Origin of the sequence: Devosia sp. LjRoot3, assembly GCF_964252865.1 — a bacterium.
Taxonomy (GTDB): domain Bacteria; phylum Pseudomonadota; class Alphaproteobacteria; order Rhizobiales; family Devosiaceae; genus Devosia.
Window position 1 is genome coordinate 570,384 of record NZ_CAXUPK020000003.1, and the last position, 23,913, is coordinate 594,296.

Consider the following 23,913-nt stretch of genomic DNA (forward strand, 5'->3'; position numbering starts at 1 on the left):
GGTGAATCGCTGATGGGCTACACGCAATGGCGCGTGTGCTGAGGCGTCTATGCGTGACTTTCTACCGGCAATTGCCTTTTCCATTCTCGCCTCCCTAGCCGCATTCTCCACGACGATGGCCGCGCCTGAGACTGGCGAAATGGCGGTTGTTTTCCCCCCATTCACTGAGGAAACGCACGCCTGGGCCATCATCCATGCGGCTGGCGCGCAAGTCGTCGCCCCCACGCAGATCGGCAATGTCGTGGTCGTCCACGCTGACCAGACCGATTTCCAGACACGCGCCCGGGTTTTGGGCGCCCTCTTCTTCGTCAAGGCAGAGGGCCTTTGTGCCCCCCAAAGGCCGGAGGCCTCTCTATGACACTCGACACCATTCGCCAGCGCGCCACCATTGCGGTCGCGGCCCTCGCCCTCGCGCTGACCATCGCCACGATGGTCACCGAATGGCTGGTTCAGGGTAGCGATGGCCCGGCGACGCTCCTAGCGGGCTTCGGCATTGTCGCTCTCGCCGCGACCTATTTCATCAGCCGTCAGTCTGCCGCATTCCGGTATATGGCGGTGGCGGTGATGATGGGCGAAGTCATGGCCCTGCTGATCGCCGCGCGCGGCACGACCTACCAGGTCGATCTTCACATGGTGTTCTTCGCCGCGCTGGCGGTTTGCGCCCTGCTGCACGATGCACGCGCCATTCTCCTCGGCGCCGCGGTCGTCGCCGTTCATCATCTGGGCCTGGGCATGACGCTCGATACGCTCGTCTTCTATGGCGGCGCCGGCATCGGGCGCATTCTGCTCCACGCCGTCGTCCTCATCGTCGAAGCGGCGGGCCTGATCTGGATGACGCTCAACACCCACAAGCTGCTGCATCTCTCCGAAGAGCGCTCCGAGCAGGCCCAGACCAGTGCCCGCGAAGCCGAACTCCTCGCCCAGGAGGTCGAAGACACCACCGCCGCGCATCGCTTCGAACGCGCACAGACGATGGAGCAGCTCTCCAAGGACTTCAATCGCGTGGTCAATGCCGCCATCGATGGCAATTTCTCGGATCGCATTTCGACGCGCTATGACGATCCGGCCCTCGCCAATCTCGCCGCCTCAATCAATCGCCTCGTCGATACGGTTGGTCACAGCATCGGGGAAACCGGCCGCGTCCTCTCCGGCCTCGCACACTCGGATCTGACCATCCGCCTGTCGGGCACCTATCGCGGCGCCTTCGCCCAATTGCAGGGCGACACCAACGCCCTGGCCGAAAAGCTCGAAACGGTAATGAGCGCCCTGCGCCACGCCCTGATGGCCCTGCGCGGCGCCACGGGCGAAATTCTATCGGGCGCACAGGACCTCTCCGAACGCACGACCCGCCAGGCCGCAACCCTTGAAGAAACCTCCGCCGCCATGGAGCAATTCTCCGGCACGCTTGCAGAAAACGCCGAACGCTCGCGCAACGCCGACAGCAATGCCCGCAGCGTTAGCCGCACCGCCCGCGATGGCGGCATGGTCATGGCCGATGCGACCGCCGCCATGACGCGGATCACCCAGTCCTCCGCCAAGATTTCCAACATCATCGGCCTCATCGACGACATCGCCTTCCAGACCAATCTGCTCGCCCTGAACGCTTCGGTGGAAGCGGCGCGCGCCGGCGAAGCGGGCAAGGGTTTTGCCGTCGTTGCCGTGGAAGTGCGGCGCCTCGCCCAGTCGGCCGCAGGCGCCTCGGCCGACGTGAAGACCCTGATCGAACAGTCATCCAGCGAAATCGGCGTCGGTGCCAAGCTCGTCAACGAAGCCGCAGGCAAGCTCGGCGCCATCGTCCAGGCCGTCGATGCCAATACCGCCCTGATGGAGGAAATTGCCCGCGACAGCGATAGCCAGGCCTCGGCGATTGAGGCCGTCGCCAGCGCCGTGCGCCAGCTGGACGAGATGACCCAGCGCAACGCGACCCTGGTGGAAGAAACCAACCGCGCCATCGAGCAGACTGAAGCGCAGGCCAGCGACATCGAAAAGGCCGTGTCCGGCTTCAGGATCACGGGCGACATCCGTCGCGCCCGCGCCGCCTAGCGGGGTCACGGAGACATCGGCCCCACGTCGAAACTCGATATCTGTTTGGACATCAACACGGCATAGTCCGGGGTCAGCGGCCCCGCCGAACAGACCTGCGTTTCGGTACCGCTCTCCCGGCACGCCGCGTTGAACGCAGCAATAGTGCCGCGCGTCAGGCGCCCATCGAGCGCTCCCCCATAGCGTTCCGCCTTTTTCAATTGCTGTTGCAGTACATAGACATAGGCATTCTTGTTGCTCCAGAAGAGCATCTGCACCGCCTGCGAAACATCGCCCGCGCCGAGCTTGCCAAAGCTCTCTCCCACCCGCTGCATCGCATCCGGCGTCGGCGGCCCGGCGGCATAAAGCGCCATGCTTTCAAACGTCGCCGCCTCGGGCGCTAGCAGATCGCCATATTGGTCAAGCGACGCTCTCGCCTTGGCAATGGACGGAGATAGCCCCCCTCCGCCCGACCGATAGAGCTGTAGCAAAAGCCGCAAGGCCGCGGGATTTCCGCTCCCAACCTCCGCCAGAAGCCGCTCTTCCGCCGCCGCGCCGCCCCCGCCCCCGCCCCCGCCCAGACCCATCATTTCCAAACGCGCCATTTCAACCGCCGCGCCAGGCACACCCTGCGCCACCGCCCCGCGAACCAGCGCAAGCCCTTCGTCCCGATGCTCGGTCGCCAGTGGCCCCGAAGCGAGAAGCCCTCCAAACCGGAAGCTGGCGCTGGCATCGCCAAGTTGAACAGCCCGCTCAAAGTAATCCCGCGCCTTCTGATAATCCGGTTGGCCATAGCGACCATCTGCATAGTACCCGCCAAGGATGCCGTTGGCCCAGGCACTGTCTTGCGCGGCATCTCCCAGCAGCTCCAATGAGCGCCCCAAATCCTTGGCAACCCCGCGCCCCTCGAAATGCATCAGCGCCAGCTGAATTCTGGCAAGGTCGTCGCCATCGCCAACCGCCTCTTCGAAGAACTCGGCGGCCTTGGTCGGGTCCGGCCGCAGCACCCCCGCACCATTGAGATAGAGCAGCCCCAGTTTCACCGCACCTGCGTCAATGCCCTGGTCGAGCGCCCTCTCATAGTAGCCCCGCGCTGCCATGGCATCGACGTCAACAGCACCGCCCTGCGTCAGCGCGTCCCCAAGCTGGATTTTCGCCCAGCCATCCCCCGCCTCGGCAACTTCACGCAGCAATTTGAGCCCGCGCTCGGGGTCTGCCGGTCCCACCTCGCCCGCCAACAACATCAAACCCAACTTGTTCTTGGCCCCCAATTCCCCCAGCGCCGCGGCCCGCTCATAGTAGTCCCGCCCCAGCGCCGGATCTGGTTCAACCGGCTCCGCCCCCTTCACATAGAGATCGCCCAACATCGCCAGCGCAGCCGGATTCTCCTCTTCCGCCAGCGGTTCGAGCAGCGTCCGAACCCTCGCGCCATCCTTCGGCAGCACCCGCCCTTCGAGCAGCAGCGCGGCAAGGCTGGTCGTGCCCCAAACATCGTGTTCCCCGGCCGCCGCCTCAAGCAGCAGAACACCCTCGTCAACCTCCGCCCTGACCTCGGATTTGAGCAGCATCTGCGCCAGGGTCACGCGCGAAGCATTGTCCCCCATTTCGGCCGCCTGCCCGAGATACGTCCGTGCCACAACCGGGTCCGGCTCGACCGCGCCCACCCCGTCCCTGTAGCTGATCCCCAGTCGAAAGAGACCCGCCGCACTCCCGAGATCGGCCGCCCTCTTGAACATGGCAATCGCCTTGTCCCCATCCACCGGAACGACATCGCCATTGGCCAACATCGCACCCACATCGATCGCAAGCCACGGATCAGTCGACGCCGACACCGCCTTGTCCAGCAGCCCCAACCCCTTCGAAATATCCTGTTTCGTGCCCTGCCCACGCACCAGCATGAAGCCGAGACGACTCACCGCCTGCGCCTCGCCCCGCTCGAAGGCCGCTTCAACCAATGCAAAAGCGCGGTCCGGGTCCGCCACGACACTCCCCGCCCCCTTGAGATAGATGTCGCTCAACGCAACCCGCGCCGCCGGATTGCCCTCTTCAGCAAGCGGCGTCAGCAAATCCACCGCGCGTCGAGCGTCCTGCGGAACCTTGTCCCCGCGAACCAGCAAGTCCGCCAGGACCGTCGCCGGCCACGCCTCCCCCCGCGCCACGCCAGCATCGAGCAAGCCCACCGCCCGATCGACCGAAGCCTCGTCACCATCGGCCAACAGCAGCAGTGCAAGATTGATGCTGGCAAAACTGTCGCCCTTTGCCACCGCCGCCTCCCAGAATCCCCGCGATTTCGCCCGATCCGCCGCCGCGGTTCCCAGCCCGCTCGCATACGCCTGAGCCAACCGGGTCATCGCCGCCGCATTGCCACTCGCCGCCGCTTCCTCAAAATAGGCTATGGCCTTTTCCGCCGGCTCAGCCAGGCCCTTGGCATAGAGATCGCCCAGCGTGATGAGCACCCAGGGATCGCCACCCTTGCTAACCCCCTCCAGAAGGCCAACCGCCCGGCCGATATCGCGCGCAACACCCTCTCCGTCGATCAAAAGCGACGCCAACTGAAACTTGCCCCAAGAATCGCCGATAGCCGCCGCCCGTTCAAAATACTCTGCGGCCAGTGGCACATCCCTCGGCGCCTTGTTCGCACCGGCGAGGTACAGCTCCCCCAGCTCCGTCAGCGCGCCCGCATTGCCCGCCTCGGCCAGCGGCTCGAGCAACGCCACCACCTTGGTACCATCCTGCTCCACCACCTCTCCCTGCCGATAGAGATTGGCGAGCAGGATAGCGGCCCAGGCATCCCCCCGCTCCGCCACTCCAGAAAGCAGCCGCACCGCCCGCTCCGCACTGCCCGGCGTTCCCCCCTTGAGCAGAGCCTGGGCCAGTTCCACCTTGGCCGTCGGATCGCCCTGCGCCGATGCAGTTTCAAGGGCAGCAAGAACACAACTGGGCGCAGAAAGAGTCACTTCGCAGACTTCCTCTCCCGCGGCCGCCACGGCAGGGTTGATCACGCACAAGACGAACAGAATGGGCAGGTGGCGCATGGCGGTCTCCGAGCAGAGTAAACCACCAGGATCGCCGCCTCGGTGCCTTTGGCATTGATGAGCGTCAAAATCCGCTCATCACAAATTAAGCGCTGCCGCTATGCGCATGCCCCTCTTGCTGCGCCGGCATGGAACGAGAAACGCCGCATGCTATTGTCACGTCAGGCATTCTTGCGGCCGCGGCGGGGCAATGGCGCATAGGGGAAGGCCATTCGGCCACCAAATCTCCCAGCTTTTGACATATCTCGTTGCCCAGTGGCCCAGAGGTTGCCGTGGTTTTCGTGTCTTGGTAACGCGCCCGTGATTGGGCTCGCGCAATGAACTAAGAGGCTGAAGCATGCCGATGTCCCGATTTCGCTACACGCTGAACGAGGCCGTGGGCGATCCCAAGGCCTGGTCCTTCACCTGGGCGATAACGGATGACGTAACCCTCAGCAGCATCTGCGGCTTTTGCGGTCAGACGCACCAGCGCCTCACCTACGAAGTCGCCCGCGGCGACGACATACTCTGGATCTGTCAGCGCTGCGTCGGCCGCTATCCTGTGGGCGGCGTCATCGACGGAGATCGCTTCGATATCCCCTCGGTTCGGGCCTATATCCATGGCCTCACCGCCCGCCAAAAGCAGCGCACCTGCCAGGAGGCCATCCGCAAGGTGCAGGCTGCCCTGCCCGATCTCCAGCTGGGCGAAATCATCGTCTACTTCGAACGCAATCTGCAATTGTCCCCACAACCGGCGGCCGTTCTCTTCGCCGGCATGGCCCAACTGGACGAGCCCATCGACCCACGCATTTTCGAAGTTCAGACCCGCAGTATCGCCCATCAGGACGAGTTCGGCAGCCTCGATGAAAGTCAGCGCACCGTGATCTGGCCCGCCCTCACGCCCCAGCAAAGGCGCAGGCTCGCCTCCCTCGGCTATGCTCCCGGCGGTATCAAAACCCGTCGCGCCCGCGGCACCGACCGCCGCGAGTTGCCCGCCCCCCGCATGCCTGCCTTGAGCGAGCCGGCAATACTCGATCTCCGCCCGGAACGATCAGAAAAATCAACGGCTTGACCCTCTCGTCAGCCGCATGAGCCCCGATTGTCCCGAAGTCCTGCCCCATTGCGGGCATGATCAATCGCGACGATCCTCATCCCACGAATAGAAGCAAGGATGGGGACATGATCTTCGCCCCCGACTGGACTTACTCTGCCGCGCGCCGCGTCTCCGTATGCCTTCTGGCCCTCGCAGCGTCAGGCGCGGCGCAGGCCGCCGAACCCTACATCCTGGGCATTTCGGACAAGCTGGCCATCAAGGTAGTCCAATGGAAAGCCGCCGATTCCACCTTCGAGGAATGGACGGCGCTTGGCGGCGATTACATCGTCGGCGCCGACGGCAATGTGAATTTCCCCATGGTCGGCCCAACCGAGAGCCTGGGCAAAACCAGCACCGAGCTGGCCGCCAATCTCGGCACCGCCCTGCAGCAATCCCTTGGCCTGCCAACCGCGCCTTCAGTCACCGTAGAGGTCTCCACCTACGGCCCCATCTACGTCTCGGGCGATGTCGGCTCCCCCGGCGAATACCCCTTCGCCCCCAACCTGACAGTCGTAAAAGCCCTGGCCCTCGCCGGCGGCGAACGCCGCAGCGCCGAAGCCGTCGCTCGCCCCGAAAAGGAAATGCTCAGCACATCCGGCGCGCTCGACGTTCTCGAAGACGAATATGCCCGCCTCCTCATCCGGCGCGCTCGGCTAGACGCCGAACTCGCCAATCAGGAACAGATCCCCGTCCCCCCCGAGCTCGAAGGCCATCCCGATCTGCAATCGCTTCTCGCCGCCGAGACCGCAATCCTTGAAGCGCAGAAGCGGCAGGCCGAAGCCCAGTCGACCTCCCTCACCGACGAAGTCGCCCTCCTCACGACCCAGATCACCGCTTTCAACCAGAAGCAGACCAGCGCCGAGGGCCAGCTCGAAACCGCCCGCGACCAGCTCGACAAGATCACCGCCCTTTCCGACGACGGCCTCGCCCTCTCCTCACGCGTGACCTCGCTCCAGACCAATGTCGCCGATCTCGAATCCCGCCTGCTCGATACCGAAACCGCGACCCTTCAGGCCCAGCAGGCCATCGCCACGGCCAATCGCGAACAGGCCCGCCTGACCGATCAGCGCATTTCCGATCTCACACTCGAGCGCCAGACCGTCGACGGCCAGATCAGCGCCCTTGCCCTGAAAATCTCGACCCAGAAGGGCCTCGTCCAGGAAGCTGTGCTCTACACCGGCGTCTCCGCATCAAGCGAAACCGCCCCCTCCTACAGCTACGCCATCATCCGCGACGGCGCTGAAATCCCCGCCGAGATCGGCACCCCGCTCATCTCCGGCGACGTCGTCATCGCCCGCCTGGCCTTCGCACAGTGAGGATTTTGAGATGAAGCAAACGCTCGGACTTCTCGCCCTTCTGGCAGCCGGCATCGCCACCCCGGCCGTCGCACAAGACGCCTTCTTCGATGGCTTTGACACGCTCGACCAATCCCGTTGGTACGTCGCCGATGGCTGGGCCAATGGCGCCCACCAGAACTGCACCTGGTCCACCGATCAGGTCACCGCTTCAGGCGGCATGCTCCGCGTCGGCTTCTCGCCCCAGCCCAAGGGCGATCGCCAATATCGCTGCGGCGAATTGCAAACCCGCAAAGCCTATGGCTACGGCACCTACGAAACCCGCCTCAAAACCCCGTCCGGCTCGGGCCTAAACGCCGCCTTCTTCACCTATATCGGCCCCCAACAGGGCAAGCCGCACGACGAGATCGACTTCGAAATCCTCACCCGCGACACCGGCCACGTCGACACAACGACCTTCGTGAATGGCAAAAGCGGCGACGGCGAAATCGGCAGCGGCCAATCCCACGCCCTACCCTATCCCTCCGACAGCGACTTCGTCACCTTCGCCTTCACCTGGGAGCCGGACCAACTGCGCTACTACATCAACGGCCAGCTCGTCCGCACCATGGACGACCCCAAGACCATTCCGAGCAATCCCCAGCGTGTCTTCTTCAGCCTCTGGGGCACGGATACCCTGACCGACTGGATGGGCCAGTTCACTCCGGTGACCGCCCCCATCGCCATGGAGGTCGACTGGGTCGCCTTCACGCCGCTCGACCAAGAGTGCGCATTCGAACAATCCATCCTCTGCCAGGACTGAAAAGGACTTCTCGATGAAGCTGGTATTCTTCCGCGGCCACGTGCCCAATTTCGGCGATGAGTTGAACCTTCACGTCTGGCCCGCGCTCCTGCCCAAGGGCTTTCTCGACGAAGACGAAAGCGAGCTTTTTGTCGGCATCGGCTCCATCATTGGCGACCACCTCCCCGAAAAGTCGCGAAAGTTCGTCATGGGCTCCGGCTATGCCGGTTATATGGGCCTGCCCGATGTCAACGACGGCACCTGGGACATCCGCTTCGTCCGCGGCCCCAACACCGCCAAAACCCTTGGTATCGATCCCGAACTCTCAATCTGCGACAGCGCCATTCTCCTCCGCGCCATGGACCTGCCGCCCCCCGACGACAGCGTCAACATCGCCTTTATGCCCCACTATGAAAGCCTCGAACGCGGCGACTGGGCCGAAGCCTGCCGCATGGCCGGGATGACCCTGATCGACGCCACCGCGCCCGTAGACACCGTCCTCAGCCAGATCCGCGGCGCCCGCCTCCTCATCACCGAAGCCATGCACGGCGCCATCGTCGCCGATGCCCTGCGCACCCCCTGGATCGGCGCCCGCCCCATCTATGGCGGCCACCACAAGAAGTGGCTCGACTGGGCCGGCGCCCTCAACCTCGACGTCCGTCTCAACGAACTGAAGCCCACCAGCGTCCTCGAATACTACATCGGCCGCACCGGCCGCGGCGGTCGTCTCGGCAAGGTCGGCCAATTCAACGCCTCCCCCCTCGCCGCCATCCCCAACCGCATCTTCACCAGCATCGCCGCCAAGCACCTGCAGCAAATGGCCCGCCTCGAGCCCCAGCTCAGCAGCGACGCAAAGATCGTAGAAGTCACGGAAATGGCTCAGGCGGCGGTAGACGGTTTTGTCCGCAGCCGCATGGCGGTGAGCTAAGCGCACTGAGATGACAGAGGGAGTAACTTGCCCTCTGTCTCAGACCTCGAAATCCAGATCATCATCGTCAGATGGGTTCAGAAGCGGTCTGTTGACGGAACTTGAAATCGCGACGACTTCGATTTCGGTTTCCCGGATACGATAGTCGTAAAAGTACCCGTCCCTCACGAGACGACGTAAGCCAGGGACAGGTAGCCCTTCGTCGGAAAAGCCCGCTTCCGCAAAGCCCGCGAGATCACGCCTCACCGACTTGACGCGCTCCAGAAAATGCTCGGCCGCTGCACGACTGTGTTGGCGAAGATAAGCAGCTTCCTGCCGAACATAGTCAGCGGCGTTTCTAGAGAGTTTGACTTTCATCAAGCGGCATTGCCGCGGACGATCTGCTCTACCTGCGCAATGACATCATCCATATCCTCGGACTCGCCCTTCTCGAGCTGCGCAAGGCCGTCTGCAACGTTGAGGATCTCAGCGCCCTCACCGGCAAGGTAAAGCCGCATCGCACGCACCATCACCCAGCTACGGGAGCGATCAGACGTTTCCGCGATGCGCTCGATCGCTTCGAGCACATCCACCGGCAGGCGAAGCGTGATTGGGTCAGAGAGCTGTGGTTTTGACATGGCTACACTCCAGATCGAACTACAGTGTATTACAAAACCATCTGAACGCAAACGACCAAAAGGCTCGTAGGTAAGGCAGCAGCAGCTAACGCTTCTTCCGCAAGAACCCCACCATCCGCTGCACCCGCTCGCGACCCAGCACAACAATGACCGCCCCGTAGCTCGTCCCCGCGACACCAATGGTCGCAGCGAGCCGCAATACCGGTTCGGCATCGCCCATTTCGCGTTGCACCAGCCACCCTGCTCCCCACATCACCGCGGTTGCCAGCACCGGTAGGGCAAACGACCCCAGATACGACAACAGCGAAATGCCCAGCAGCCGCACCACCATGTGCAGCGTCGGCATCCACATCAGCGCATTGAGCACCACCAGCGACACCGTCAGCGGCAACAGGCCCCAGCCTGCAAACAGGAAGACGTAAAGCACCGTCACCACCTGCTTGCTGAGCACATAATAGAACCACAGGTCGGCCTGCCCCTGGCTGCGGATTAGCGAGGCCTGCAAAATCCCCACCGCAGTCAGGACACCCAGGGCGCAAAACGCCTGCACCACCGGCACCGCCTCGATCCAGTGCTCGCCAAAAGCCAGCGGGATGAGATCGCCTGCCACCAGCGCCAGCCCGGCAAAAACCGGAAATGCCACCACCGACGACGCAAAGGTCCCGAGCAGATAAGCCTCGCGCAGCTTCGCCTTCTCCCCCTGCATCGAAGACAGCAGCGAATAGGAAACAAGGTTCAGCGCCCCCGACAGGAGGTCCGTGAGGATCTGAAAAATCCGCCGCGCAAAGCCGTAAATACCCAGCCCCGCCGGCCCGAGAAGCGCGCCAATGAGAAGCTGATCGAGGCTGATCGTGGTGATGAAGTGGTTGCCCGTTGAAAACAGCCCGAACGCCTTGAGATCGCCCAATGCCTTGAGGTCAAATCGAAACCCCGGCCTCCAGCGCGCCGCGATCAGCGCCCCGATACAGGTCGTCACCGACCCCGCCAGTTGCGAAGCCGCAAGCGCCCAAAGCCCAAACCCGGCCCAGAGCAGCCCCAGGCAAACCACGGCCGCAACGAGCGACGCTGCCGTTGTCCGCAGCGCCAACATCCGGAACGACATGGTCCGCACCAAGAGCGCATTGGGCACCGCCGCGGCCATATCGAAAATCACCCGCGCCGAAATGAATGGCACTAGCGCCGTGAGCAACGGATCGCCCGAAGACGAAGCCACAAACGGCGCCGCCACGCAGAGCGCGCCAAAAATCAGAACCGCCGCCCCAACGCAAAGCCAGAACACCGTATCAAGATGCTTGGGCTCAATATCCGTGCGCTGGATCAGCGCCTCGCGAAACCCCGCCGGCGCCACCGCCAGCCCGACCGTCGCAATACTCGCGGCAAAGGCGACAATCCCAAACTCGGCCGGGGTGAGCACCCGCGACGTCGCCAGAAACACCAAAAATCCGAGGAGGGCCGGCGCGAGACTGCTGACCAGCGACCACATCGTGCCCTTGATCGCAGCCGAAGCCCGGCCCGATTTCAGATGATCGAGCCGCTTGCCTCCCACTTCTGTCGTGACACTCATGCGCTGTGCCGCAACCCATCACGCGAGGCGACGAAGCGCTCAAACTCCGGCGTCACCCGCCCAAGCAGCCGGATCATCATTCCACGCGACCGGAGTTTTGCCGCCTCCACCGGAGATACATGCGGCGACAGCCCCAGCCCCAGCAGCGCCTTGCCCACATTCATCGCGCGCACGCCAATCGGCGTCGCAAACCGCGGATCGGTCAGAAACCGCTGACGCTGCTCCGCACTCGCCTCAGTCCAGACCCGCTGCCGCAAGGCCTGCACCGACCGCTTCAGATCCAGCTCGCGCCGCAAATACCCGGCATTTAGCTCCGCATTCCGCGTCGTCTGCTCGGCATTCTCGGCCCAAACGGCCAGGGGCTCCATGGCCACATAGACCGGCTCAACCACCGAATAGGTCCGCAAATATTCCTGCAGCGTTGCCGTGCATCCATACTGGATTTCAAGCGGCGACTTCGCCCTCAGCGACCAGAACAACCCGCCATTGGAAACCCCGATCCCCGCCAACAGCGCCATGCGGAAATCGCCGGCCTCATAAAGCCCTTCGGTAAAGAGCTCATCGAGCACGCCCACATCGCTGATGGCGGCCCGCTCGGTGCCGCTCGCATATTCAAAGTACTGATTGCGTAGCACGATCTCGACACCCTGGCTCCGCACCAGCGCAATGTTCGCCACGCAAAAATCGGGCAGGACGAAATTGTCGTCCTCCACCACACAGAAGAACTCCGCCGCGTGTGGATTCTCGGCCGAAAAGCAGTGGTCGATATTCTTCGAGGCAAAAAGCTGCGGCGTGTTGGCCGTATAGCGAATGCGCTTGTCCCCGATCGCCGCGACCACCGATCGCGCCGCCTGGTCCGGATCGTCGTCATAGACGTCGCAGACCCAATGAGGCCAGGATTGGTCGATCATCGAATAGAGCGCGCGGCGCAGCGCCTCGGGGCGCTTATAGGTCGGCGTGCGGAAGTGGACGAGGCCGGGCTGGTACTCGGACATGGCTGAAAAGACCTCCAGGACGGCGCCTCGCGGGCGCAGCGGATTGGGCGCGCAGGGCAAGCAGCCCCTGCGCGGCATAAATGAGGGTGGCAATGCCCATGATCGAGCGGATGGAGAATTCGAAGAACACCTCCACCTCGATGAAGCTGCGAAGGATCATCAGCGCCTGCAGCGCCAGCAGCAGCGCATTGGGCGCATTGGGCCGGGCAAAGGTATAGGCGGCCATGGCAAGGGCCCCGCCATAGATGATGATGATCTGCAGCGTCAGCCCGATCAGCCCGATCTCGACGGCATTGGAAATATAGGTGTTGTGGAAGTTGAACCCCGCGCCCGAAGGCACGTCGAACATCGACCAAAGCTCTTCGGCCGGCGCAAAGCCGATCACCCAGAACGAGCGATAACCCAGCCCCTGCAAAGGCCGCTCGGCAATAAAGCTAAGCCCCGTCGCCCAGAGATCCGTGCGCCCCGTCAGGGTCGCATCCTTGCCCGAGCCTTCGAGTATTTCCGCCAGCAGCGTATTGCCCGCCACCATGATCAGCAGCGCCAGCGCCGCGCCCACGATAACCAGCATCACCACCACGAACAGTTTCTGCATGCCCGTCAGCCGCGTAATCAGCAGCGTCAACAGGATGATGGCCATACAGGGCGCCAGCATCAAAATAGCACCCGCCGACTGAGCCAGCGCCAGCAGCGGCCCCGACAGCACCGCACCGCCCGCCGCCAACAACCGCAGCATAACCGGCGAATCCCGATCCACCGCGACCGCCACCGATATCAGCGCAAAAACCGCGATATGTGCCGCCACAGCATTCTTGCTGCCAAACGCGCCGACCCAGGCGCCACCCAGCCCCGTCTTGCCAAAGGCGAGACTGGCCACCACGCCGATGCCGTAAACAATGAACATCAGCCGCATCAGCGTCGACGTGGACACCCGCCCGGTGATCACGATGGCCACCGCCAGCGTAAACGTCAGTTGCAGCCCATAGCGCAGCGAATTGGAAGGATAGAGCGACCACAGCGAGGTCAGCATGCAATAGGCAGGCAACAGCAACACCGGCCACCACCGCCTCAGGCTATCGATCGTCTGGTGCGGATTGCTCACGATCAGCAACGCCCCGCAGCCCATGAAGGCCAGCGCCGCCATCGACCCGAGCATGGCATTGAGCACCAGCGCCGCAAAGGCGCCGAATGTAAGAAGGGTAGCCATGTTGACGGTCAAACGCGCCGGCATCTGCATCAAGACGCCTCCGCCATTTCCGGGGCCGCTACCACCACTTCAGGAATGAACCCGGCCGCATAGCGCCCCGCCGCATCGAGCGGAATGCAACGCACTGCCCCCGTCCCGCGCCGAGCCGCCAGCCCGCGCCAGATTTCACGCTTGGCCGGCGCCGACCAATCTGTCAGCGACACCGGCACATAGGCAGGCACCATCTCGCCCGCCCCCGCGCCAAGCACGAGCACAGGCGAAGGCAACGCAGCCTGCACCGGCGCCGCGCGCCGCTGCCGGCCTTCCGCAAACGAAGACCACAGCCGCCCAACATGTCCGGGATTTCTAGCAACCAGCGCCAGCACCGAAGCCAGCCGCCGAGCCTTCACGCTCGCCACCAGCCGCTCATAGGCAAGCCCCTGCTCCAATCCCGATAGCCGCTGCCGGAAGGCCGCTTCAATCCGCCCATCGATGGGCCCAAAAGCACCAATCAGCGCCTTCTGCCGCCCAACCATGGCTTCCATATCCGCCACCGAAAGCCGATGCGAAATCGACCCCGAATGCCGGCGGTAAAGATAAAACGGCTCCGGCACGATCAGCATGCTAGCGCCGTCGAGCAGCAGCCGCAGGATCAGGTCAAAGTCCTCGCCGATCCGCAGCCCCTCGTCATAGCGAACCGCCTTCAGCCGCTCCGCCGAAATCAGCGGCTTCAGATAGCCCAAGGCTGGCGAACCATCGGTCCCCGCGAGCACCCAGCATTCGGTCGAAACCAGAAAACTCCGCTCCACCCCCTCGCCCAGCATCAGGCGAGGCGCAGAGCCATCTTCGAAAAACAGCAGGAGGTCATCGGCCACGATATCGGCATCATGCGCCGCCGCAGCCGCCAGCAGCCGCTCGAACCGTTCGGGATGAATGATGTCATCGGAATCGACCACCGCGATCCAGCGTCCACGCGCCACATCAAGCGCCCGGTTGCGGCAGCGCGCCGGCCCGCCATTCTGATCGGTGGTGATGAGCCTGATCCGCCCATCCACCTCCATCAGCCGCCGCACGTGGGCAAGGCTGTCGTCCCCCGAGCCATCGTCGCTGACGATGACTTCGAGGTCAGACACACTCTGCCGCAGCACCGAATGGAGGGCGTGAACGATCTTCTCGCCCGCCTCGAAATTGGCCATCACCACCGAGATCAGCGGCGCGGCCCCGGCCGGGGCTTCAGGCAATATCGACATCGGCCGCAGCCGTTTCAGCGGGCGCCCCATCGAGCTGCCCGATCAGCGCCAAAAACTTCTCCATCTGCAGCTCGAGCTGCGACACGCGCTTGCGCGCATTGGAGGCACTCTGCTCGGCCGAGCGGATCACCGCCTCGTCAGCCGCGGCGCGCATTCCATACTCTTCGGATGTATCGAGCATGGTCGCCGCCTGAGCATAATACATGCTCATGCGCTGCTTCAGCCCGTCGCGTTCGCGGCGGGCATCGGCGAGGGCCATGAGAATGGCATTGCGCACGGTTTCCATTCGGGCCTGGTCCGTCTCGGCGTCCCGGCCTGGATTACGGGTGCGAAACGCACCCGGTCGAAGCGAAAGAATGGCCATATGGTTCTCCTACCGGCTGCCGGTTCGAAGGGCGACAACCCTGACAGTCTTGAGAAGAATGACCATGTCACCGGTAAAGCTCCATTCGCGCACATAGGTGCTGTCGAGCTGTACGCGCTGGTCATAGCCGACATCGCTGCGGCCACTGACCTGCCAGAGCCCGGTGATCCCCGGACGCACGGCCGAATAGTGAGCAATATCATCAGCGTAGCGGACAACTTCGTCCTGCACGATCGGGCGAGGCCCAACAAGGCTCATATCCCCGCGGATCACGTTGATCAGCTGCGGCAGCTCATCGAGGCTGGTGACGCGCAGGAACTGACCGAGCCGGGTGATCCGGGGATCGTTCCGCAGCTTCTGCGTCTCTTCCCATTCGGTCCGTGCCTGGGGGAACAGTTCCAGATGACGCTGTAGCGCCTCTTGGGAATTGACCACCATGGAGCGGAATTTGAGGCACCGGAACCGGCGCCCATTGAGACCGATGCGCTCATGACCGAAGAAGATCGGCCCGCGGTCGGTCGAAAACATGATGACGGCAATGAAGAACATGGCCGGCAGTGCAAAGATCAGCATCGTAGAGGCAGCAAGCACATCGAAGGCACGCTTGGCGACGCCCCCACGGGGCATGCCGGCTTTGCTCGGATAGGTAGTTTCGCCGACTTCGGCATTGATGATCGACATGATGTTCTCTCTCGCAGAATGGACTTGCGAAGAAAGGCAGCAGAGCCCGCCTTTTCCTATCGTGCGGAAGTGGTCGCTGAAGCGCCGTGCGCTCCGTCGAAACCGGATTTCTCACTCATCTCTGATAGACCCCGAACATCAGTCCGGAGACGCCGCATTTGGTGTCGACGGCATGTGGCTTGCCGCGACGTATGGTGAACCAAACATGATGGGAAAAGGGTATCAACGCCTCTCATGCATAGCTGTCATGCAGGGGCGCGGTCACAAAATTGCCCCAAGAAACGACGGGCAAAGCCAGGCAAATCAAGCTCTTAAGAAGAGCGGATCATCGGCGAACGGGATATACTGTACTAAGGTACAGTGCGGCGCCTTTTAGCGCGGCAAGGAAGTAACCATGCGTAGAATTGGCCGTATTACCGCTCTGCCTTAAAGGCTGAGCAGGAACATCACCCCGTTCCAGACAAGGTAGATACCGACCCAGGCCAGAGCCATCACACCGATGGCAACCAGCCCCCAGGGCCAGGGAAAAGGCGCACGCTGGCCGGTGTCGGAGGGGGCTGCCAGAGGCACCTTGCGGGCCGCGCCATCCTCGGGCCTGTCACCGTCCACGTTCATCCTCCATCTGGCGGGCATTCTTGTCAGGCGGCGCCATTTGGGGCCGCAGCCATTTTCCTACCAGTGCCCGGTAAATACACCCCTCGCGGACAGATTAAAATACGTCCGGCCTTCACGACTGCGTAGCGCGGCGCTTTTGGCAGCGTTTTCCAGCTCGCCGCGCTCATTCGCCTTTACTTGCAACCCCACCTCGCGACCGAGAAAAGACTTGCAACTATATCAAAATACTTATCACCAGCGTCTGACATCAAATCGATAAAATGGCGCCTATGTGACCAATTGCCTTGAAACTAGGCAAAATGAATCGAGAGCAAAACTGCAATCGAGCCATGCGGTTCTGGAACCCAATTTGACTGGATCGACTTTGGTCTACATGCTCCAATTCAACCTGTTGTTACCCTCAATCAGGAGAAAGCCATGGTAAAACGCGTCAAAACTGCCGTTTTCCCGGTCGCCGGCCTCGGAACACGCTTCCTGCCGGCCACCAAGGCCATGCCGAAAGAGATGCTGACGGTCGTCGATCGTCCCCTCATTCAATATGCAGTGGACGAGGCACGCGAGGCGGGAATCACCCACTTCGTTTTCGTCACCGGCCGCAACAAAGGCGTCATCGAAGATCATTTCGATCGCCAGTTCGAGCTTGAGACCACGCTCGAAACCCGCGGCAAGACCGCCGCCCTCGAAGCCCTGCAAAGAGATCTGCCCTCAGCCGGCCGCACCAGCTTCACCCGCCAGCAGGAGCCGCTCGGTCTCGGCCACGCCGTCTGGTGCGCCCGCGATATCGTCGGCGACGAGCCCTTCGCCCTCCTCCTCCCCGACATGCTGTTCAAGAGCCGCCGCGGCGTCCTCAAGCAGATGGTCGAAGCCTATGAGGAAATCGGCGGCAACATCATCGCCGTCGAGGAAGTGCCGCATCAGGAAGTGTCGTCCTACGGCGTCGTCGGCCGTGGCGAAGGCACCGATGCCGGCTTCCGCATCACCGACATGGTCGAAAAGCCAAAGCCCCAAGACGCCCCCTCCAACCTGATCATTTCCGGCCGCTACATCCTGCAGCCCGAAATCTTCAACCTCCTCGCCGACCAGCCCCGCGGCGCGGGCGGAGAAATCCAGCTCACCGACGCCATGCAGACCCTGATGCACGCCCAGCCCTTCGCAGGCGTCAAATATGAAGGCCAGTCCTTCGATTGCGGCTCCAAGGTGGGCTTCCTCACCGCCAACGTCGCCTACGCCCTCGACCGCGACGACATCGCCGACGACTTCCTCGCATCCCTCGGCAAACTCGGCCTCCACACCGCCCTCATCGACGGCATGAAAATCGCCGCCGAATAATCTCTCCCTACCCCACCCAAAAAGCATGGGCCGCCCGGATCATCCCGGCGGCCCATTCGTTTCGCGCTTTCAGACGGCAACCTAGAATTGCCAATAGTTATCACTCCGTAGTAAAGTCAGACGGAGGTAGCCCATGGCCAGCAGTGCAAATCTCGGACAACATCTTGAGCAGTACGTGTCCGAACTGATCAAGAACGGTCGGTACCAATCCCGCAGCGAGGTTCTGCGCGAAGGTGTGCGGCTGGTAGAGGAGCGCGAAAAACGCCTTGTCGCGCTTGATGCCTCTATTGCCCGTGGCCTTGCGGATGCCGAGGCAGGACGAGTCACATCGGTGCGAGACGTCGCCGACGCACTAGCCGCCAAATATCAGAGAATGGCCAAAGAGCGCGAAGCGTGATCGTCGTCTACACCGACGAGGCCAGAGCAGACCTTGAAGGTATTGGCGACTATATCGCGGAGGACAATCTCGCCAGGGCGCTGACCTTCGTGCTGGAAATATCGGATCGCTGCGAAGAGTTGGCTGACATGGCCGACGCCTTTCCCCTTGTACCTCGATATGACCACACAAAGGTCCGGCGCCGTCCTTTTCGCAATTACCTGATCTTCTATCGCGTCGCCCAAAATCGGGTGGACATCCTGCATGTCCTCAATAGCGCGCAGGACTTCGAAGCCATCCTGTTCGGAAGCGCCGACTAACTCTGCGCCGCCTCAGTTTCCTTCGCCGCCCGCACTTCACCGCGATACGCAAACCGCTCCAGCCCGCCGATATCGGTAAACTTCGGCAAGGTCCCCAAATCGACCTTGTTGAGCACCACGCCGACGACATGATCAGCCAATTCCGGCTCGCGCTCGAACACACCGCGCACCAGACGCCGTGGGGTCTTGCCCCATTCAGTCACCAGCACACTGGCATCGGTCAGCGGCAGCAATGAGAGCGCATCAATCACCGGCCCCAGCGCCGGAAGGTCGACGATGACATAGTCAAACTGCCCCCGCGCCTCGGCCAGCATCTTCTGCATGGCAATACTCGAGAGATCCCCACCGCCAGCCTCCGGCGCACTGGCCGAGAGCATGACGAGCCCGGTTTCGAGATCCGTCGCCGCGGCGTTGCGCCAATCACCCTGCTGCGAAGGCATGATCCGCGTGGGAATGCCGTTCCGCCCCGCACCAAGATCGGCATCGAGCAACAGCACCCGCGATCCCATCGCCGTCAGCATTTCCGCCAAGGACAGCGCGAAGGTCGATTTCCCCTCATTGGGCAAAACCGACAGCACACCCACCACCGCGGTGCCGCGATCGGACACCGGCTGCAGCACCAGCCGCGTCGATTTCAGCGCCTCTGCATAAGCCGCACCCCATCGCCGTCCGACACGCGTACCCAAGGCACCGCGTACAAGCGCGCGAATGCTCCGCTGCCGCGCCTCTGCGGTATCGCCTCGCCCGATCTGCAGCTTCGGCATATAGCCCAGGAACCGCATCCCAAGCTCGCGACGCACCTGCGCCCCAGTCCGGAATCCGCTCTCGCGCAGTTCATTGAGAACACCCAGCACCGCACCAAAGAAACACCCGGCAATCACCGCCGCTGCCAGAATGACCATGGTCCTCGGGCTCGACGGCTGCTCCGGCAACAGCGCATCAGTCACGATACGCACCGACGGAATAGGGAAACTCTGCCGCTGCACGGCTTCCTCATAGCGCGCCAGGTAGCTGTTATAGAGCGTGCGCAAAGCATCCGAGCGCTGCTGCAACTCGTTGAGCCGCACCTGCTCCTGCCCGATGGCACCCGCACTCTGCCCTTCAGCATTGATATCGCCCCGAAGCCCGGCTTCCTGCTCCTGCGCAATGGCCAACTGCGTGCGATATTGCTGATCGAGATTCTGCAGCAGCGCAAAAATCCGGCTATCCAGCGCGCCCTTCTCCGCCTTCAGCACCGCGAGCTGCGGATGATCGGCGCCATAACTGGCCTCCACCTCGGCAATCCGGCTCGTCAGCGTCGCCACCTGGTTGCGCAGCAGGGAAAGCTCCGCAGGATCGGTCTGCGCGCCACTCAGCAGCGCCACGGCGCTCGACGCCATCTCCGGCCCCGCCGCCACCACGGCCCCAACTTGTGCCGACAGCGCGCGCAGCCGCGCCGTTTCCGCCTGCGCATCCGCGAGCTTGGTGGAAAGGCTTTCAATCCGCTGGGTCGTCAGATCGCGATCCTGCCCCACGGAGAGCCCGGTCTCCTGCCGATATTGTTCGATCGCCAGAATAGCCTGCCGCTGGCTCTCGCCAATCTCGGCCAACCTCTGCTGCAGCCAGTCCGCCGCCGCGCCCGTCGCCTCAAGTTCCGCGTTAAGCTGATCCTGCAGCAGCGCCTCGCCATAGGCCCGCGCAATCCTCTGCGCCAGCTCCGGCGTCGCGGCTTCATAACCGACGCGAATGAGCGAGCTGCGCCCCATGCGATCAACGACCACATTGGCGCGCAACATACCCACTACCTCATCAAGGCTTGCTTCCGCCGCCACCGGCTGCGCCCGCGGTCCAAGCCCGATCAGGCTCTTCACCCGCTGACTGAACGAGGGCGGCGGATTGAGGAATTCCTGATCGGTCATCAGGTTCTCCGCTTCCGCCACGGCCTTGGCCACGCGGCTCGAGCGCAAAACTTCGATCTGATTGAGCACCTGCGCCTCAAGATCGGTCGCGCTGGTGGAAACCGCCTCCCCGCTCGTCACCTGCTCAAGCTTCTTGTCGATCAGGATTTGCCCCGCCGACAGATAGCTGCGCGGCGCCATAGTCAGGTAAAACCCCGCCAACAGCACCATCATTGCCACGCAAAGCCCAAGCACCAGCGCCTGCCGCCTGATCAGCGAAAAGATGCGATCAAGATCGATGGTTTTCAGGTCCGATGGCTGAGGCGCCACCGCTTCGGGATACATGTTCTTTTCAAGCATATCGTGTCCTTGGCTGTTTCAGCTCAGGATGCGGCCGGCTGGCCGTAATGTTCAGCTTGCGCGAGGCCGAGAATGCCCCCCGCCACGCCCATGTGGAGCACCGCGCGCAGCCAGTTGCGGCGCCGCGATACCGGCGAAAACACCGTCAGTCCGGCCATCACACAGCAAAAGGAAATCTTGGCCATCACCACCGGCAGGCTCTTGAGCCGCGCACCGCCCAGCAGCATGCCATGCGTCTGCCCAAACCGCAGACGGCGCTTGGTCAGCCAATCCATGCTCGCCCGCGCCGCCGGCACCGGCTCCTCGACCACGGCCTCCGGCGCATAGTCAATCTTCCCGCCCAGCCCCGTCAGCCGATAGAAAAAGTCCGTATCTTCCCCGCCCGACCGGCCCAGCGCCACATTGAAGCGCAGCGCCCGGAACGGCGCCACCCAGCGGATCAGCACATTGCAGGTATAGCCCGTGCGAATTTCCCCGCCGACAAACACCGGCAGCGTCGAGTGGAAATCCCCCTCGACCATCCATTCCGGTGCATCCGGCTCATAGATCGCCCGCACCGGCCCAAGCACCGCCGCCGCGCCACTCGCTTGCGCCTTTTCGAGCAAAGCCTTCAGCCAGCCCTGGCTCACCACCTCGTCGTCATCGACAAAGGCAACGAAATCGCCATCCGCCGCTTCAAGACAGGCATTGCGCGCGACGCAAATATTGGCCGCCGGCGCATGCACGTAGGTGACCGGCATGCCCATTTTCTTCCGCAGCGCCTCGACCCGTTCCCGCGCCGAGGGCACCTCGTCATTGTCAGCCACGATCACGCGCAGCTCATGCACGCCGCGATCAAGCCGCGCCACCGAGCGCAGCGTTTCGACCAGAAACGGCCGCCTGAAGGTGCAGATGCAGATATCGATCCGTGCCATTCGGCCTCACACGGTTTCGCGCCGAAACGGGCGCTGGACGAGATGCAGCCAGAAGCCGGACGACCAGGCGAAATGCATGATCATCGCGGCCCAGCCAACGAGCGGAGACAGCACCATCGGCGTGCCATATTCGGGATAGTGCTTTCGCGCCGCATGTATGCCGAGCGCGATGCACCCGACACCCCACAGCGCCAGTGGAATGAGAAAGGCCCAGTGCCAGATCGACAACACCGCCAGTAGCACCACCGGCAAAATTGCCAGCGGCGCCATCTGCCGCAGCCGCGGCCGCATCCGATGCTTCAGGATATTGGCCGCCCTGCCCCCGCCATAGCCAAAATACTGCCGGAACAGCCCCGCCATGGTCGAACGCGGATAATAGATCATGCCCGTCCGGTCGGTCAGCCAGATCGTGTGCCCCACCGCCCGCAGCCGGAAATCAAGCTCCGCGTCCTCATTGGCGCGGAACGTCTCGTCATAGCCACCGACCTGCCGAAACGCACCGACCCGCATCAGCGCGTGATGCCCATGGTCAACCGGCCCGCTACCGAGCCCCATGCGATGCGCCGAACCACCGGTACCGATGGGCGAATTCTGCGCCGTCGCCACCGCGCGCTGAAAGGCGGCGTGGCCCTTGGTCGTCATGGGCACGACCACGCTGGCCACGCCGCGCTCCTCCGCCTCAGCCACCAGCGTGCGGCAGAAATCATCGGGATAGGTCCCATGCGCATCGATGCGAATGAGATAGTCCATCCCATCGCCAAATTGCGCCACGGCCAGATTGATCGCCGCCGACTGTATCCGCCGCGGATTGTGCATCAGCGTGACGCGCGGCGCCTCGACCGCCCGCGCCAGCACGATATCCCGCGTCCCGTCCGTGCTGCCGCCATCGGCCACGACCACCCGCGCATCCAGCGCCTCCGCCTCGACCAGCAGCAGGTCCAGCAGCGGCCCGATATGCCGGCTTTCGTTCAGCGTCGGCACGATGATGAGAACGCCACTCATGCCGCCAACTCCGTCTCTCGTTTGATCCCGGCGACACCAGCCAGCCGCGACACCAGCGCCACGCACTCCTCGGCCTCGCAGCGGAACGCACGCTTTCCAACGGCAGCAACGGCTTCCGCCAACTCCCGCAGCCGCTCCGGCGTCATCCCGCCAAAAAACTCGACCAGCGTTTGTTGCTCGATGTCCGGAATGACGACACCAATCCCATGCCGCTCGACAAAAGCCGCCGTCTCGGTGCCAGCCAGTGCAATTGGGATCGCCCCATTGAGGCACCCCTCGTAAATCCGATTAGGCAGCAGCCAGGCCGAGTTCTGCCCTTCCTCGAAGAAGTCGATGGCCCAGACCAGATGCACACCCGAATAGATCGGGGCGAGGTCATCGGGATACCGATACACCCCGCCAAAGCTCACATGCGGTGCCGCCTTGACGGTGCCCTCAAAATCCTCGAACTCCGTCACCGCCGGCCGCCCCCGCAGGGTCACCTCCAGCTTGCCGCCCAGCGCCCGCGAAACGCCATCCAGCGCCGCCAGCGACTTCCTGCACCGCAGCGCCCCAAACCAGCCGAGCTGCACCGGACCCTCGACGCCATCCAGCGCCGAATTGCGCCCGACGGCATCATGCCCAGGCGCAAAAACCTTGTTCTCGATCAGCAGCGCCGGCGGCGCTCCCTGCTCGTCAAAATAGCGCTCAAGAAAAGCCGGCGAACTCGTAATCAGCAGATTAGCCTTCTGCATCAGCCGCTGCTCCACGGCCCGCATGCCGCGCCCCAGCCTGTCCTGCCGCAACATCAGCCGATGGATATCGAGGCATTCATAGACCAGCGCCGGCGGCTCATCCCAAAGCGACAGCAGCCCCTCGGCCACCGCCAGCATTTCGAGATTGCGCGCAATGATCACATCCGGCCGCACCAGCGCCTTGGCCCAGCGCTTGGCGCCATAGCGCGCCTTCAGCGTCGCCAGCAGCCGCTGCAGCATGCGCGCGTCATGGGTAATATCGAGTTCGACCACAGTTTCGGCCGGCAGATCCGCCACTGGCGCATCGGCGCGACGAAACCCGGCTATCTCCACCCCTGCTCCGCCGAGGCGCAGCATGGCCAACCGCCGCGCTACGGCGGGGTCGGAGAGGTTGTGGACCAGGTAGAGAATTCTCGGCAAGAACGCATCTCCCATCCAAAGCTAAGAGCCTAAGTGGAGATGCTGGGAGCCATGCGGTCAACGCGACCCAGAGGGACGAAGCGCTGCACGCAGCGCATGCCCCAAAGCCGCCACAATTGAAACGCGGCAAGGCGGGGCTTTGCGCCACCCCGCCCCGCCACTGCCACAAGTCGAAT

General features: G+C 63.2%; 23 protein-coding genes. 9 read left to right on the forward strand and 14 right to left on the reverse strand.

Going from position 1 to position 23,913, the window contains the following annotated elements; translation table 11 throughout:
• Positions 1–49 precede the first annotated feature (49 nt).
• Both ACSQ2A_RS13805 and ACSQ2A_RS13810 read left to right on the forward strand, forming a co-directional pair.
• On the forward strand, positions 50–358 hold the full coding sequence (locus ACSQ2A_RS13805) for a hypothetical protein (protein ID WP_436072689.1): 309 nt from the start codon (positions 50–52) through the stop codon (positions 356–358).
• Positions 355–2,043 (forward strand): methyl-accepting chemotaxis protein, encoded by a 1,689-nt coding sequence (locus tag ACSQ2A_RS13810; RefSeq protein WP_436072690.1) that lies wholly within the window; start codon positions 355–357, stop codon positions 2,041–2,043. The genes ACSQ2A_RS13805 and ACSQ2A_RS13810 overlap by 4 nt, the downstream gene beginning before the upstream one ends.
• A gap of 5 nt (positions 2,044–2,048) precedes the next feature.
• On the opposite strand, the gene ACSQ2A_RS13815 is transcribed toward ACSQ2A_RS13810, so the two are convergent.
• Positions 2,049–5,057, reverse strand: a complete 3,009-nt coding sequence (locus ACSQ2A_RS13815; protein WP_436072691.1) for a tetratricopeptide repeat protein — start codon at positions 5,055–5,057, stop codon at positions 2,049–2,051.
• Positions 5,058–5,400: 343 nt separating this feature from the next.
• Between ACSQ2A_RS13815 and ACSQ2A_RS13820 the strand changes: the two genes are divergently transcribed.
• The 4 genes from ACSQ2A_RS13820 to ACSQ2A_RS13835 all read left to right on the forward strand — a co-directional run bounded on the left by ACSQ2A_RS13820 (position 5,401) and on the right by ACSQ2A_RS13835 (position 9,133).
• On the forward strand, positions 5,401–6,108 hold the full coding sequence (locus tag ACSQ2A_RS13820) for a hypothetical protein (protein ID WP_436072692.1): 708 nt from the start codon (positions 5,401–5,403) through the stop codon (positions 6,106–6,108).
• A gap of 107 nt (positions 6,109–6,215) precedes the next feature.
• Positions 6,216–7,445, forward strand: coding sequence for a polysaccharide biosynthesis/export family protein (locus tag ACSQ2A_RS13825; protein WP_436072693.1), 1,230 nt, complete (start codon positions 6,216–6,218; stop codon positions 7,443–7,445).
• 10 nt (positions 7,446–7,455) lie between these two features.
• Positions 7,456–8,226 carry a family 16 glycosylhydrolase gene (locus ACSQ2A_RS13830; RefSeq protein ID WP_436072694.1) on the forward strand — a complete coding sequence of 257 codons (771 nt, stop codon included), beginning with the start codon at positions 7,456–7,458 and terminating at the stop codon, positions 8,224–8,226.
• A 13-nt stretch (positions 8,227–8,239) separates the two neighbouring features.
• A complete protein-coding gene (locus ACSQ2A_RS13835) occupies positions 8,240–9,133 on the forward strand; it encodes a polysaccharide pyruvyl transferase family protein (protein ID WP_436072695.1) in 894 nt (297 codons plus the stop codon).
• Between the two features lie 39 nt (positions 9,134–9,172).
• Here ACSQ2A_RS13835 and ACSQ2A_RS13840 read toward each other — a convergent pair whose 3' ends face one another.
• The 9 genes from ACSQ2A_RS13840 to ACSQ2A_RS13880 all read right to left on the reverse strand — a co-directional run bounded on the left by ACSQ2A_RS13840 (position 9,173) and on the right by ACSQ2A_RS13880 (position 16,399).
• Entirely contained in the window at positions 9,173–9,490 is a 318-nt protein-coding gene (locus tag ACSQ2A_RS13840) for a type II toxin-antitoxin system RelE/ParE family toxin (RefSeq protein ID WP_436072696.1), read from the reverse strand.
• Positions 9,490–9,750: a CopG family ribbon-helix-helix protein gene (locus tag ACSQ2A_RS13845; RefSeq protein WP_436072697.1), complete on the reverse strand. Its 261-nt coding sequence runs from the start codon at positions 9,748–9,750 to the stop codon at positions 9,490–9,492. Before ACSQ2A_RS13845 ends, ACSQ2A_RS13840 begins: the two co-directional genes overlap by 1 nt.
• Before the next feature lie 85 nt (positions 9,751–9,835).
• The gene (locus ACSQ2A_RS13850; protein ID WP_436072698.1) at positions 9,836–11,314 is read right to left on the reverse strand and encodes a lipopolysaccharide biosynthesis protein; all 1,479 of its coding nucleotides are present in this window, start codon (positions 11,312–11,314) and stop codon (positions 9,836–9,838) included.
• Entirely contained in the window at positions 11,311–12,309 is a 999-nt protein-coding gene (locus ACSQ2A_RS13855; protein ID WP_436072699.1) for a glycosyltransferase, read from the reverse strand. The genes ACSQ2A_RS13850 and ACSQ2A_RS13855 overlap by 4 nt, the downstream gene beginning before the upstream one ends.
• Positions 12,260–13,546 carry an O-antigen ligase family protein gene (locus ACSQ2A_RS13860; RefSeq protein WP_436072700.1) on the reverse strand — a complete coding sequence of 429 codons (1,287 nt, stop codon included), beginning with the start codon at positions 13,544–13,546 and terminating at the stop codon, positions 12,260–12,262. The genes ACSQ2A_RS13855 and ACSQ2A_RS13860 overlap by 50 nt, the downstream gene beginning before the upstream one ends.
• Positions 13,546–14,745, reverse strand: a complete 1,200-nt coding sequence (locus ACSQ2A_RS13865) for a glycosyltransferase family 2 protein (protein WP_436072701.1) — start codon at positions 14,743–14,745, stop codon at positions 13,546–13,548. The genes ACSQ2A_RS13860 and ACSQ2A_RS13865 overlap by 1 nt, the downstream gene beginning before the upstream one ends.
• Positions 14,729–15,109 carry a hypothetical protein gene (locus ACSQ2A_RS13870; RefSeq protein WP_436072702.1) on the reverse strand — a complete coding sequence of 127 codons (381 nt, stop codon included), beginning with the start codon at positions 15,107–15,109 and terminating at the stop codon, positions 14,729–14,731. Before ACSQ2A_RS13870 ends, ACSQ2A_RS13865 begins: the two co-directional genes overlap by 17 nt.
• A gap of 9 nt (positions 15,110–15,118) precedes the next feature.
• The gene (locus ACSQ2A_RS13875; protein ID WP_436072703.1) at positions 15,119–15,790 is read right to left on the reverse strand and encodes a sugar transferase; all 672 of its coding nucleotides are present in this window, start codon (positions 15,788–15,790) and stop codon (positions 15,119–15,121) included.
• A 426-nt stretch (positions 15,791–16,216) separates the two neighbouring features.
• On the reverse strand, positions 16,217–16,399 hold the full coding sequence (locus ACSQ2A_RS13880) for a hypothetical protein (RefSeq protein WP_436072704.1): 183 nt from the start codon (positions 16,397–16,399) through the stop codon (positions 16,217–16,219).
• 423 nt (positions 16,400–16,822) lie between these two features.
• Between ACSQ2A_RS13880 and galU the strand changes: the two genes are divergently transcribed.
• The 3 genes from galU (at position 16,823) to ACSQ2A_RS13895 (ending at position 18,430) form a co-directional block, all read left to right on the forward strand.
• Entirely contained in the window at positions 16,823–17,734 is a 912-nt protein-coding gene (gene galU, locus ACSQ2A_RS13885; protein ID WP_353920061.1) for a UTP--glucose-1-phosphate uridylyltransferase GalU, read from the forward strand.
• A 133-nt stretch (positions 17,735–17,867) separates the two neighbouring features.
• Entirely contained in the window at positions 17,868–18,131 is a 264-nt protein-coding gene (locus tag ACSQ2A_RS13890) for a type II toxin-antitoxin system ParD family antitoxin (protein ID WP_436072705.1), read from the forward strand.
• Entirely contained in the window at positions 18,128–18,430 is a 303-nt protein-coding gene (locus ACSQ2A_RS13895; protein WP_436072706.1) for a type II toxin-antitoxin system RelE/ParE family toxin, read from the forward strand. Before ACSQ2A_RS13890 ends, ACSQ2A_RS13895 begins: the two co-directional genes overlap by 4 nt.
• Here the strand turns inward: ACSQ2A_RS13895 and ACSQ2A_RS13900 are convergent.
• Genes ACSQ2A_RS13900 through ACSQ2A_RS13915 form a run of 4 tightly spaced genes read right to left on the reverse strand, consistent with a single transcriptional unit; the run spans position 18,427 to position 23,737 of the window.
• Positions 18,427–20,667 carry a Wzz/FepE/Etk N-terminal domain-containing protein gene (locus ACSQ2A_RS13900; RefSeq protein ID WP_436072707.1) on the reverse strand — a complete coding sequence of 747 codons (2,241 nt, stop codon included), beginning with the start codon at positions 20,665–20,667 and terminating at the stop codon, positions 18,427–18,429. The genes ACSQ2A_RS13895 and ACSQ2A_RS13900 overlap by 4 nt on opposite strands.
• Before the next feature lie 23 nt (positions 20,668–20,690).
• Positions 20,691–21,581, reverse strand: coding sequence for a glycosyltransferase (locus tag ACSQ2A_RS13905; protein WP_436072708.1), 891 nt, complete (start codon positions 21,579–21,581; stop codon positions 20,691–20,693).
• Between the two features lie 6 nt (positions 21,582–21,587).
• Positions 21,588–22,583, reverse strand: a complete 996-nt coding sequence (locus tag ACSQ2A_RS13910) for a glycosyltransferase family 2 protein (protein ID WP_436072709.1) — start codon at positions 22,581–22,583, stop codon at positions 21,588–21,590.
• Positions 22,580–23,737, reverse strand: coding sequence for a glycosyl transferase family 1 (locus ACSQ2A_RS13915; protein WP_436072710.1), 1,158 nt, complete (start codon positions 23,735–23,737; stop codon positions 22,580–22,582). Before ACSQ2A_RS13915 ends, ACSQ2A_RS13910 begins: the two co-directional genes overlap by 4 nt.
• Positions 23,738–23,913 lie beyond the last annotated feature (176 nt).

Excerpts from the sequence above, each read along its gene's own strand:
- ACSQ2A_RS13820 (WP_436072692.1), top strand. The coding sequence starts at position 5,401 with ATGTCCCGATTTCGCTACACGCTGAACGAGGCCGTGGGCGATCCCAAG.
- ACSQ2A_RS13855 (WP_436072699.1), bottom strand. The coding sequence starts at position 12,309 with ATGTCCGAGTACCAGCCCGGCCTCGTCCACTTCCGCACGCCGACCTAT.
- ACSQ2A_RS13900 (WP_436072707.1), bottom strand. The coding sequence starts at position 20,667 with ATGCTTGAAAAGAACATGTATCCCGAAGCGGTGGCGCCTCAGCCATCG.
- ACSQ2A_RS13860 (WP_436072700.1), bottom strand. The coding sequence starts at position 13,546 with ATGCAGATGCCGGCGCGTTTGACCGTCAACATGGCTACCCTTCTTACA.
- ACSQ2A_RS13870 (WP_436072702.1), bottom strand. The coding sequence starts at position 15,109 with ATGGCCATTCTTTCGCTTCGACCGGGTGCGTTTCGCACCCGTAATCCA.
- ACSQ2A_RS13865 (WP_436072701.1), bottom strand. The coding sequence starts at position 14,745 with ATGTCGATATTGCCTGAAGCCCCGGCCGGGGCCGCGCCGCTGATCTCG.
- galU (WP_353920061.1), top strand. The coding sequence starts at position 16,823 with ATGGTAAAACGCGTCAAAACTGCCGTTTTCCCGGTCGCCGGCCTCGGA.
- ACSQ2A_RS13805 (WP_436072689.1), top strand. The coding sequence starts at position 50 with ATGCGTGACTTTCTACCGGCAATTGCCTTTTCCATTCTCGCCTCCCTA.
- ACSQ2A_RS13910 (WP_436072709.1), bottom strand. The coding sequence starts at position 22,583 with ATGAGTGGCGTTCTCATCATCGTGCCGACGCTGAACGAAAGCCGGCAT.
- ACSQ2A_RS13890 (WP_436072705.1), top strand. The coding sequence starts at position 17,868 with ATGGCCAGCAGTGCAAATCTCGGACAACATCTTGAGCAGTACGTGTCC.
- ACSQ2A_RS13845 (WP_436072697.1), bottom strand. The coding sequence starts at position 9,750 with ATGTCAAAACCACAGCTCTCTGACCCAATCACGCTTCGCCTGCCGGTG.
- ACSQ2A_RS13905 (WP_436072708.1), bottom strand. The coding sequence starts at position 21,581 with ATGGCACGGATCGATATCTGCATCTGCACCTTCAGGCGGCCGTTTCTG.
- ACSQ2A_RS13875 (WP_436072703.1), bottom strand. The coding sequence starts at position 15,790 with ATGTCGATCATCAATGCCGAAGTCGGCGAAACTACCTATCCGAGCAAA.
- ACSQ2A_RS13840 (WP_436072696.1), bottom strand. The coding sequence starts at position 9,490 with ATGAAAGTCAAACTCTCTAGAAACGCCGCTGACTATGTTCGGCAGGAA.
- ACSQ2A_RS13850 (WP_436072698.1), bottom strand. The coding sequence starts at position 11,314 with ATGAGTGTCACGACAGAAGTGGGAGGCAAGCGGCTCGATCATCTGAAA.
- ACSQ2A_RS13810 (WP_436072690.1), top strand. The coding sequence starts at position 355 with ATGACACTCGACACCATTCGCCAGCGCGCCACCATTGCGGTCGCGGCC.
- ACSQ2A_RS13815 (WP_436072691.1), bottom strand. The coding sequence starts at position 5,057 with ATGCGCCACCTGCCCATTCTGTTCGTCTTGTGCGTGATCAACCCTGCC.
- ACSQ2A_RS13825 (WP_436072693.1), top strand. The coding sequence starts at position 6,216 with ATGATCTTCGCCCCCGACTGGACTTACTCTGCCGCGCGCCGCGTCTCC.
- ACSQ2A_RS13830 (WP_436072694.1), top strand. The coding sequence starts at position 7,456 with ATGAAGCAAACGCTCGGACTTCTCGCCCTTCTGGCAGCCGGCATCGCC.
- ACSQ2A_RS13835 (WP_436072695.1), top strand. The coding sequence starts at position 8,240 with ATGAAGCTGGTATTCTTCCGCGGCCACGTGCCCAATTTCGGCGATGAG.